Raw genomic sequence first — 9,656 nt, forward strand, 5'->3', positions numbered from 1 at the left:
CAACGGTGGTGACCACGGCGGCAACGGTGGTGACCACGGCGGCAACGGTGGTGACCACGGCGGCAACGGTGGTGACCACGGCGGTAACGGTGGTGGCAACCACTGAGGTCGCTGATCCGAACGCACGGAAGGCACGGCGTGCGGCTCCCTCAAGGGGGCCGCACGCCGCGGTGGTTCAGGGCCTTCGGCCGTGATCCCTGGTCAGACGGCTTGCGTCAGGCCCGCTTCCGCCAGCAGGTACGCCGTCATCGGGTCGTAGTACCGCGGGCTGGGCACATGGTCGTCGAGCGGCACCACCACCTGCAGGACGCCCTCCGACTCGGCGAGGAACAGGGCGGGGTCGTTGCTGTCCGCGTAACCCACCGAGTCGAGGCCGGCCTGACCGGCGTACCCGGCCCAGCCGTGGTCGGCGACGACCAGGTCGGGCAGCGGGCGGCCCTCGCGCTCAAGTCCCGTGAGAATGGCCCGCATCGGCTCACCGGAGTGGGTGTGCCACAGCGTGGCGCCGTGCTCGAGCACCGCCACGTCGGCGAACTGCATGACGTAACCCTCCTCCGTCTGCAGCCCGTCCGGGATGACCACGATCTCGCAGCCCGCGGCGCGCAGCGCGGCCGCCGTGGCCCGGTGCACGTCCAGCAGACCGCCCGGGTGACCGGTGGCGAACAGCACCCGCTGCTGCCCCTCGGCCGCCTTGCGCAGCCGCCCCGCCAGCCGGTCCAGGGCGTCGACGGTCAGCTCGGGGTCGATGGTGTCCTGGCCGTAGCGGTACTCCGGGTCGTCGTTCACCCCGGCCTTCTCGGCCATCACCGCGAGCACGTCCTGCTCGTCCCGCCAGCGGTCCCCGAGTTCCAGCCCGAGCCACCAGTTGCGTTCGCCGTTCGCCAGCCTGCGGTAGTGGTTGAGGTTGTTCTCGCGGGGGGTGGCGACGTCGCCCGCTATTCGGGTCCTCACAAGGTGGTCGACGAGCTCGGCGCGGCTGGGTGTCCCGGGTATCGGCATGTCTCCCATTGTGAGGCAGCCCGCTGTGCGGCCGCCCTGCGTATCGCGCGCTGGGACGTGGGTCACTCACAGATGTTTCAGCGCGAACCACAACTCCATGCGCACATCGGGATCGTCGAGGTCCGCGTCCAGCAGCGCGGCGCAACGGGCGATCCGCTGCCGCACGGTGTTGCGGTGCACCGCCAGGGCCACCGAGGTGCGGTCCCAACTTCCGTGCAGGGAGAGCCAGGCGCGCAGGGTCTCGGTGAGCGCCGCGTTGGCGGCGACCGGCGCGAGGACGGTGCGGGCGTGCGCCGCCGCCTCCTCGCCCGGCACCAGGTCGTCGAGTCCGGGGCGCGAGCCGTGCCGGACGAGCGCGGTGCGGGTGGCCCGGGCGCGGGCCAGGGCACGGGCCGCCTGGGTGTCGGCGGACGGCCACTCGTGCGGGCCGACGGCGGCGCTGACACCGAGGGTCCAGCCGGGCTGCGCGGCCGGTGAACGGTCGGCCGGCACGAGGACCCGTACGGCGTCACGCGCGAGGTCCACCAGCGCCGAGCCCAGGGCGGCGCCCAGCGCGGAGGCGGCCATCGCGTCCGGCGCCTGCGCGTCCGGCCGGGCGTGCACGACGACCCAGCGCTCGCCCCCCACCAGCGGAGCCACGTCCCGAGGCGACGCCCCCAGCAGCATCCGCACGAGCGCCGAGGACCGCCCGGCACCGGCTCCGCTCTGGTGCTCCCCGGTCAGCAGGGTGAGCAGGACGGCGGCGACGGAGGCGATGGTGTGGTCCCCGGGTTCCCGGTGCACGGTGGCGACGCCGAGCACGAAGCCCCGTCCGGTACCGAGGGCGTAGGCGGCGAGATGGTGGCCGGCCAGGGTGTCGGTGGCGGAGGAGGGGGAGGGACGCCCTGCGGCGGCGCGGGCGTCGGCGGAGCCCGGACGCGCCGGCGGGGCGAAATCGTCCGGCCGGGTCGCCTCCGTGCCGGACCGCCGTGCCTCGGGGGGCGCCGGCCGTGCCGTGCCCGTCTCCGTGCCCGACGGCAGGGTCTCGGCGGGCGTCGGCCGTACCACCCCGGCCAGTTCCTCCAGCGCCCCGCACACCCGCTCCTCGGGCTCCCGGCCCGCCCCCGCGATCTCCGTCCCGTCCGGTCCGTACAGCACCGCCCGGCCGCCGAGGCGCTGGGCCAGCTGACGCAGCACCGAGGGGACCGGGTCGGGTCGTGAGGCCGCCGCGGCCAGGCCCTGCTGGGCCTCGGTCACCCGGCGCAGCTCGGCCAGCCGGGCCTGCGCCATGAGCTGCCAGACCGCGCGGGCCACGCCGGAGAACGTGGTCTGCGGCGGGACTTCCAGCAGAGGCAGGCCGTGGGCGTCACAGGCGGCCACCAGGGCGCGCGGAACCGTGTCGTGGACCGGGGCGAGCCCGAAGCCGAGGGCCGCCCCGCCCGCCGCCACGATCCGTGAGACGTAGTCGTCGAAGTAGTCCGGGCCCGCCGCCTGCGGGACGTGGACCCCCGCGCTCAGCAGCAGCTCGCCGCCGAGCAGGTACGGGTACGGGTCGGCCATCTCCGAGGTGTGGGCCCAGTGGATCACGATGCCGGTGCCGGCGGGCCCGGCGATCTGCCGCAGCGCCAGGTCCTCGCGCGCCAGCAGGGCGGCCAGTGGGACTGGTGGGGTGGGTGGGACCGCTGGTGCGTATGTGTCCGGCATGATGTGCGTTCCCTCCATCCCGTTCCGTTCGAATGGATGAAACGTACACTTCGCAGTCTCTTTCCGGCCACCTAGTGTCTGGAGCGGACCGGCAGCCGCGGGTACGGGCGGATGTCCCCGCGAGCCGCTGCCGATGTCTCCTGCCTGTCCGGCAGACCCATACGTCTCTGCACGACACGCCACCGATCAGTGCGCGAAGGAGGGCCCCGCATGGCCGTCGACTACACAGTGATCGTCGTCTATCTGGCCGGCATGCTGGCCATGGGCTGGTGGGGCATGCGCCGCGCCAAGTCCAAGAGCGAGTTCCTGGTGGCCGGGCGCCGCCTCGGGCCGGCCATGTACTCCGGCACCATGGCCGCGATCGTCCTCGGCGGCGCCTCCACCATCGGCGGCGTCGGCCTCGGCTACCAGTACGGCCTCTCGGGCGCCTGGATGGTCTTCACCATCGGCCTCGGCCTGCTGGCCCTCTCCGTCTTCTTCTCCGCCCGTATCGCCCGCCTCAAGGTCTACACCGTCTCCGAGATGCTGGACCTGCGCTACGGCGGCCGTGCGGGCGTGATCTCCGGTGTCGTCATGTGGGCGTACACCCTGATGCTCGCGGTCACCTCCACCATCGCGTACGCCACGATCTTCGACGTCCTCTTCGACATGAACCGGACCGTCGCGATCATCCTCGGCGGTTCGATCGTCGTCGCCTACTCCACGCTCGGCGGCATGTGGTCGATCACCCTCACCGACATGGTGCAGTTCGTGGTCAAGACGATCGGTGTGCTGCTCCTGCTCCTGCCGATCGCGGTCGTCAAGGCGGGCGGCTTCTCCGAGATGAAGGCCAAGCTGCCCACCGGGTACTTCGACCCGCTGGGCATCGGCGGCGAGACGATCTTCACCTACGTACTGATCTACACGTTCGGCATGCTCATCGGGCAGGACATCTGGCAGCGCGTGTTCACCGCCCGCAGCGACCGGACGGCCAGGTGGGGCGGCACGGTCGCGGGTACCTACTGCCTGGCGTACGCCCTGGCCGGCGCCGTCATCGGCACCGCCGCCAAGGTCCTCTACCCCAAGCTCGGCAGCCCGGACGACGCCTTCGCGACCATCGTCAAGGACGAGCTCCCCACCGGCGTCCGCGGGCTCGTGCTGGCGGCCGCCCTGGCCGCCGTGATGTCCACGTCCTCGGGCGCCCTGATCGCCTGCGCCACCGTCGCGAACAACGACATATGGTCGCGGCTGCGGGGCGTGGTGAGGCCCTCCGGCGAGGAGCACGACGAGGTCAGGGGCAACCGGGTGTTCATCCTGATCATGGGCATCGGGGTGATCGGCACGGCGATCGCGCTGAACAACGTCGTGGAGGCCCTGACGGTCGCCTACAACCTCCTGGTCGGCGGCCTGCTCGTCCCCATACTCGGCGGTCTGCTGTGGAAGCGCGGTACCGTCCAGGGCGCCCTTGCCTCAGTGATCGTCGGCGGCCTCGCGGTCATCGGCCTGATGGCCGGATACGGCATCCTCGCCAACGAGCCCGTCTACTACGGCCTGCTGGCCTCCCTCGTCGCCTACGTCGCCGTCTCCCTGGCGACGAAGCCCACCGACGCGGCCGTCCTCGCCACCTGGCGCGACCGTCTGGCCGGGCGGAACCCCGAACTCGCGTCCGAACCGGTCCCGGCTCACCAGTAGAGTCGTATGAAAAGCAGTACATGCGCGGCGAAGCGCAAGAAAGAAGGCATTTCACGATGAGCAGCAACGAGACGCCCCGCGGCCCTGTCGACTCCTCCCGCATCCCGCGGTACGCCGGTCCCGCGACCTTCGCCCGGCTGCCCCGCCTCGACGAGGTCGGCACCGCCGACGTCGCCGTCGTGGGCGTGCCGTTCGACTCCGGCGTCTCGTACCGGCCGGGCGCCCGCTTCGGCGGCAACGCCATCCGCGAGGCGTCCCGGCTGCTGCGCCCCTACAACCCGGCGCAGGACGCCTCCCCCTTCGCGCTCGCCCAGGTGGCCGACGGCGGCGACATCGCCGTGAACCCGTTCAACATCAACGAGGCCGTGGAGACCGTCGAGGCAGCCGCGGACGAGCTGCTCGGGACCGGCGCCCGCCTGATGACCCTCGGCGGCGACCACACCATCGCCCTCCCGCTGCTGCGCTCGGTCGCGAAGAAGCACGGCCCGGTCGCCCTGCTCCACTTCGACGCCCACCTCGACACCTGGGACACCTACTTCGGCGCCGAGTACACGCACGGCACCCCGTTCCGCCGCGCGGTCGAGGAGGGCATCCTCGACACCGAGGCGCTGTCCCACGTCGGCACCCGCGGCCCGCTGTACGGCAAGCAGGACCTCACCGACGACGAGAAGATGGGCTTCGGCATCGTCACCTCCGCGGACATCTACCGCCGCGGCGCCGACGAGGTCGCCGACCAGCTGCGCCAGCGCATCGGCGACCGCCCGCTGTACATCTCCATCGACATCGACTGCCTGGACCCGGCGCACGCGCCCGGCACCGGCACCCCCGAGGCCGGCGGCATGACGTCCCGCGAACTGCTGGAGATCCTGCGCGGGCTGGCCTCGTGCAACCTGGTGTCGGCGGACGTCGTCGAGGTGGCCCCCGCGTACGACCATGCGGAGATCACGTCGGTGGCGGCCTCGCACACGGCGTACGAACTGACCACCATCATGAGCCGCCAGATCGCGGCGGCCCGCACCTCCTGATTCCCGCACCTCCTGATTCCCGAGGAGACCGAGACCAAGTGACCCACGACCACGACCTGGTACTCCGCCCGACGTCCGCGCAGACGGAGGCCGCGCTGAACCCTCCCACCGGCCGCAACGGCGGAGACCTGGTCGTGGAGACCCTGGCCGGGCTGGGCGCGACGACCGTCTTCGGTCTGCCCGGCCAGCACGCCCTCGGCATGTTCGACGCGCTGCGCCGCTCGGACCTGCGCTATGTGGGACTGCGCGTGGAGAACAACGCCGGTTTCGCCGCGGACGCCTACGGCCGGATCACCGGCGAGGCCGCTCCGCTGCTGCTGTCGACCGGCCCGGGAGCCCTCACCTCCCTGGCCGCGCTCCAGGAGGCGGCGGCGGCCAGCGCCCCCGTCCTTGCCATCAGCAGCCAGATCCCCACCGCCGGTCTGGGCGGCGGCCGCCACGGCTATCTGCACGAACTCCCGGACCAGGCGGCCTCGTTCCGGGGCGTGGTCAAGTCGGTCCACACGGTCCGCACCCAGTCCCAGATCCCGTCCGCCGTCGCGGCGGCCTGGAAGTCGGCGCTCACGGCCCCGCACGGACCGGTGTGGGTGGAGATCCCGCAGGACGTGCTGCTGGCGCAGACCACGCTGCCGGTCGTGACGCCCGTCGACGTGACCCCGGACGAGCCGGCTCCGCGCCCCGAACTGACCGCCGTGGCCGCCGACCTGCTCTCCCGAGCCGCCCGTCCCGCGATCATCGCGGGCGGGGGAGTGGTGCGGGCGGACGCCTCCGGAAAGCTGAGGCAGCTCGCCGAGCTGCTCGACGCCCCGGTCGTCACCACCTTCGGCGGCAAGGGCGCCTTCCCCTGGACGCACCCGCTGTCCCTCCAGTCCTGGCTGGAGGACCGCCACACGACGGACTTCCTGGAGGACGCGGACGTACTCCTCGTCGTCGGCTCGGGCCTCGGCGAACTCTCCTCGAACTACCACACGTTCGAGCCCCGCGGCCGGGTGATCCAGATCGAGGCGGACCTCGGCAAGCTGGAGGCCAACCACCCGGCCCTGGGCATCCACGCGGACGCGCGGCTCGCACTGCAGGCGCTGCTGGAGACGGTGGAGGAGCGCACCGACACCACCGCCCCCGAGCGGGTACGGGAGCTGCTCTCCCGTGTCTCGGAGCGGATCGCGTCCCAGGAACTCACCCTGGAGCAGGACGTGCTGGCGTCGGTGCGCCGGGCGCTGCCCGACGGCTCACCGTCCTTCTGGGACATGACGATCCTGGCGTACTGGGCGTGGTCGGCCTTCGACCCGCGCGGCGTGAACACCATGCACTCCGCCCAGGGCGCCGGCGGCCTCGGCTACGGCTACCCCGCGGCGCTCGGCGCGGCCGCCGCCGACCCCACGCGCCCCGTGCTGGCGGTGTCGGGTGACGGCGGCGCGCTGTACTCGATCGCCGAGCTGGCGACGGCGAAGCAGTACGACCTGCCGGTCACCTGGCTGATCGTCGACGACGGCGGCTACGGCATCCTGCGCGAGTACATGACCGACACCTTCGGCGAGGCGACGGCGACGGAGCTGACCCGTCCGGACTACGTGGCGCTCGCCGAGTCCTTCGGGGTCCCCGGAGTGCGGACGACCCCGGGGACGCTGGAGGAGGACCTGGCGAAGGCGCTGGCGACGCCCGGACCGTCGGTGGTCGTGCTCCCGGCGGTGCTGCGGATGTTCGCGCCGACGCACCTGGGCTGAGCGGCCTCCGTCAGCAGGCGCCGGGTCCTACGCCGTCGATACGGCCCCCGAAGTCGCCGTAGTACTGGGAGCGCCAGTCGCCGTTGAACACGTCCCGCTTCTCGACCGGGTCCCAGTTGACGAAGCAGGCGCGGGTGCTCGCGACGAAGGAGCCGACGTTGTCGTGGAGGTTGGGCGGCATGTCGCGGTAACCGCTGTGTGCCGTCCACTCCCAGTAGTCGCCGCCGAAGCCCTCGCCGCTCCAGAAGCAGACCGATCCGTCGGGACAGGAGGGGGCCGCGGGGCGTGCGGCGGCGCTCTGGGCGGGCAGCACGAGGGCGGTCAGGGCGAGGGCGGCGGCGAGGGACCACGAGCGAAGCTTCACTGGGCGCTCCAGAAAAGGGAGTTGGGACACTTCGGCGGAACTGCCGAGGTGCCGCCCATGCTCCTGGCCCGGTGCTACGACATGCCCGGAATGAAGATCGACTTCACCGGTGTGGGCGAACTAGTAGTTCAAGAGAACCAGAAGAAGATCGTGTCCGGGGTCTGTCCGAGCTTGCGCGCGCTCTCCCACTCGGCCGCCTCGAACCGCATGATGCCCGCGAACTGCCGTGCGGTGGCCCGGTGTTCGGGTCGGAGTCGGTCCAGCACGGACTCGTACGCCTCGGTCAGCGCACCAGCCCGAGGGGCGGGCAGCACACCTATCCGCGGACCGGCGTCACCCGGATGCGGCAGCCGCAGCGGAGGCCCGCTGAACAGGAAGGAGCCCGGCAGGAGTTCGGCCGGGACACCGTGCCGGGTCAGTTCGCCGTCCAGTTCGTGGAACGACGAGGGCCCCGGCCACTCGCCGAGGTCGGTGGTGTGGGAGAAGTGGCACGCGACGGCCTCGCGGAAGGCGTAGGTGTACGCGGGCCCGGCCGCCACGCTGGGCACCCCCTCGATCAGCTCCTCCAGCGCCCGTCCGACGGACACCTCCAGGCCGATCCCGCGCTCCCAGAACCGCGCGTCGGCCAGCGCGCACCGGTCCCGCACGACCGCGAGCCGCCGCTCCTGCTCCGGCGACCGCTCCAGGGTGGTGAGCAGCCTCACCACACCCCGCATGTCGCCGGTGCTCATCTCCAGACGGTGGCCCACGTGTTCCTCCCCGTTCACCGTGCCGCTCCGCACGCTCCATGATCCGTGCGACCGGGCGCGGGGCATCGCCGGGGGCCATGGGAGCGCGCACATCCGCTTCGGGGAGTCGGCCGGCGTCCGGCGGGTTCGGGCGGTACGGCGTCGACCGGCTGGTCCGTGAGGTGGAACCGGCGGCCGGGAATCCCGAGCTCGGGGTCGTGCTCTCGGCGTACGCGCTCCCCTTCACCGCCGTGCCGTGCCTCGTCACCCACGTCGTCCCTCCGGAGCCGAGGCCGCTGCCCCCGCCGGGGCCCGCCGCCCATACCGCCCGAAACGCGCAGGAAGCGGTGACGGCTTGCAAAGGCTTTGCCCAACAACACAGTCCGTACGTACAACCATTCGGGCGAACGTGTGAGTCAACACGGGTATGACTCACCGGATATCCAGACGAGCCAGGGTGCTGACGGCCGGCGTCGGCGCCGCGGCGCTCATCTCGGGCATCGCCGCCGCATCACCGGCCGCCGCGACGACGCCCACGGTCAGCTGCACCTCCGCCAAGGCGGGCCTGGCCGACAAGCTGAAGAAGGACATCACCGCGGCGCTCGCGAACCGCAAGGGCACGGTGGCGGTCGGTCTGTACGACCGTTCCACCAAGACGACCTGCACCCTGCGGGCCACCACCGCCTACGACTCGGCCAGCACGGTCAAGGTCACCGTCCTCGCCACGCTGCTGTGGGACGCGAAGAAGCACAACCGGTATCTGACGAGCACCGAGCAGTCGCTCGCCACGGCCATGATCACCAAGTCGGACAACGACGCGACCAGCAAGCTGTGGAAGCAGCTGGGCGTGACGAAGGTCAAGGGCTTCCTGGCCGCCGCCGGCATGACGAAGACCACGCCCGGCGCGGACGGCTACTGGGGGCTGACCCAGGAGAACGTCACCGACGAGCAGAAGCTGCTCAAGCTGATCACCGCCAAGAACACCGTTCTGAGCGACAACTCCCGTGCCTACATCCTGAAGCTGATGGGCAAGGTCATCTCGTCGCAGCGCTGGGGTACGCCCGCCGGGGCGCCCTCCTCGGTCGCCGTGCACGTCAAGAACGGCTGGCTGCAGCGCTCCACGCACGGCTGGCGGGTGCACAGCCTGGGCACCTTCAACGGCGCCGGCCACGACTACATGATCACGGTGCTGACGCAGGACAACAGCACCATGGACTACGGCGTCACCACCATCCAGAACGTCGCCAAGGCCATCCACAAGGACCTGGTCCCGACGACGACCACCGCCGCGCGCTACACCCCGACCAGCGCGCCGAGCGAGGCGTACGTGGCGGTGCCGCCGCAGGGCTGACGCTTCACGAGGCGGTCTCCCGCCCGTCATCGGGCCGCCCTAAGGCGACGCCCATGCGCCTGAGAACCGTACTCGCCACGCTCACCGCCGGCCTGGCGGCGGCCACCTGTC

Annotated in this window: 8 protein-coding genes; 4 read left to right on the forward strand and 4 right to left on the reverse strand. The window is 71.8% G+C overall.

The window, feature by feature from the left end; all coding sequences use genetic code 11:
- Positions 1–201: 201 nt before the first annotated feature.
- Together ACFW2E_RS29970 and ACFW2E_RS29975 are read right to left on the reverse strand one after the other, a co-directional pair.
- Positions 202–999, reverse strand: a complete 798-nt coding sequence (locus ACFW2E_RS29970) for a phosphatase (protein ID WP_384470203.1) — start codon at positions 997–999, stop codon at positions 202–204.
- A gap of 66 nt (positions 1,000–1,065) precedes the next feature.
- Positions 1,066–2,682: a PucR family transcriptional regulator ligand-binding domain-containing protein gene (locus ACFW2E_RS29975; RefSeq protein WP_384470204.1), complete on the reverse strand. Its 1,617-nt coding sequence runs from the start codon at positions 2,680–2,682 to the stop codon at positions 1,066–1,068.
- A gap of 210 nt (positions 2,683–2,892) precedes the next feature.
- On the opposite strand from ACFW2E_RS29975, the gene ACFW2E_RS29980 reads away from it, so the two are divergent.
- Genes ACFW2E_RS29980 through ACFW2E_RS29990 form a run of 3 tightly spaced genes read left to right on the forward strand, consistent with a single transcriptional unit; the run spans position 2,893 to position 7,102 of the window.
- Positions 2,893–4,353, forward strand: coding sequence for a sodium:solute symporter (locus tag ACFW2E_RS29980; RefSeq protein ID WP_384470205.1), 1,461 nt, complete (start codon positions 2,893–2,895; stop codon positions 4,351–4,353).
- Positions 4,354–4,409: 56 nt separating this feature from the next.
- Entirely contained in the window at positions 4,410–5,378 is a 969-nt protein-coding gene (gene speB, locus ACFW2E_RS29985) for an agmatinase (RefSeq protein WP_384470206.1), read from the forward strand.
- Between the two features lie 38 nt (positions 5,379–5,416).
- Positions 5,417–7,102, forward strand: a complete 1,686-nt coding sequence (locus ACFW2E_RS29990) for a thiamine pyrophosphate-binding protein (RefSeq protein WP_384470207.1) — start codon at positions 5,417–5,419, stop codon at positions 7,100–7,102.
- A 10-nt stretch (positions 7,103–7,112) separates the two neighbouring features.
- Here the strand turns inward: ACFW2E_RS29990 and ACFW2E_RS29995 are convergent, their stop codons facing one another.
- Together ACFW2E_RS29995 and ACFW2E_RS30000 are read right to left on the reverse strand one after the other, a co-directional pair.
- The gene (locus tag ACFW2E_RS29995; protein ID WP_384470208.1) at positions 7,113–7,466 is read right to left on the reverse strand and encodes a peptidase inhibitor family I36 protein; all 354 of its coding nucleotides are present in this window, start codon (positions 7,464–7,466) and stop codon (positions 7,113–7,115) included.
- Between the two features lie 128 nt (positions 7,467–7,594).
- Positions 7,595–8,197 (reverse strand): hypothetical protein, encoded by a 603-nt coding sequence (locus tag ACFW2E_RS30000; RefSeq protein WP_384470209.1) that lies wholly within the window; start codon positions 8,195–8,197, stop codon positions 7,595–7,597.
- A gap of 424 nt (positions 8,198–8,621) precedes the next feature.
- Here ACFW2E_RS30000 and ACFW2E_RS30005 point away from each other — a divergent pair, with 424 nt between their 5' ends.
- Positions 8,622–9,545 (forward strand): serine hydrolase, encoded by a 924-nt coding sequence (locus ACFW2E_RS30005; protein WP_384470210.1) that lies wholly within the window; start codon positions 8,622–8,624, stop codon positions 9,543–9,545.
- Positions 9,546–9,656 lie beyond the last annotated feature (111 nt).

Origin of the sequence: Streptomyces sp. NPDC058964, from assembly GCF_042741275.1 — a bacterium.
Taxonomy (GTDB): domain Bacteria; phylum Actinomycetota; class Actinomycetes; order Streptomycetales; family Streptomycetaceae; genus Streptomyces.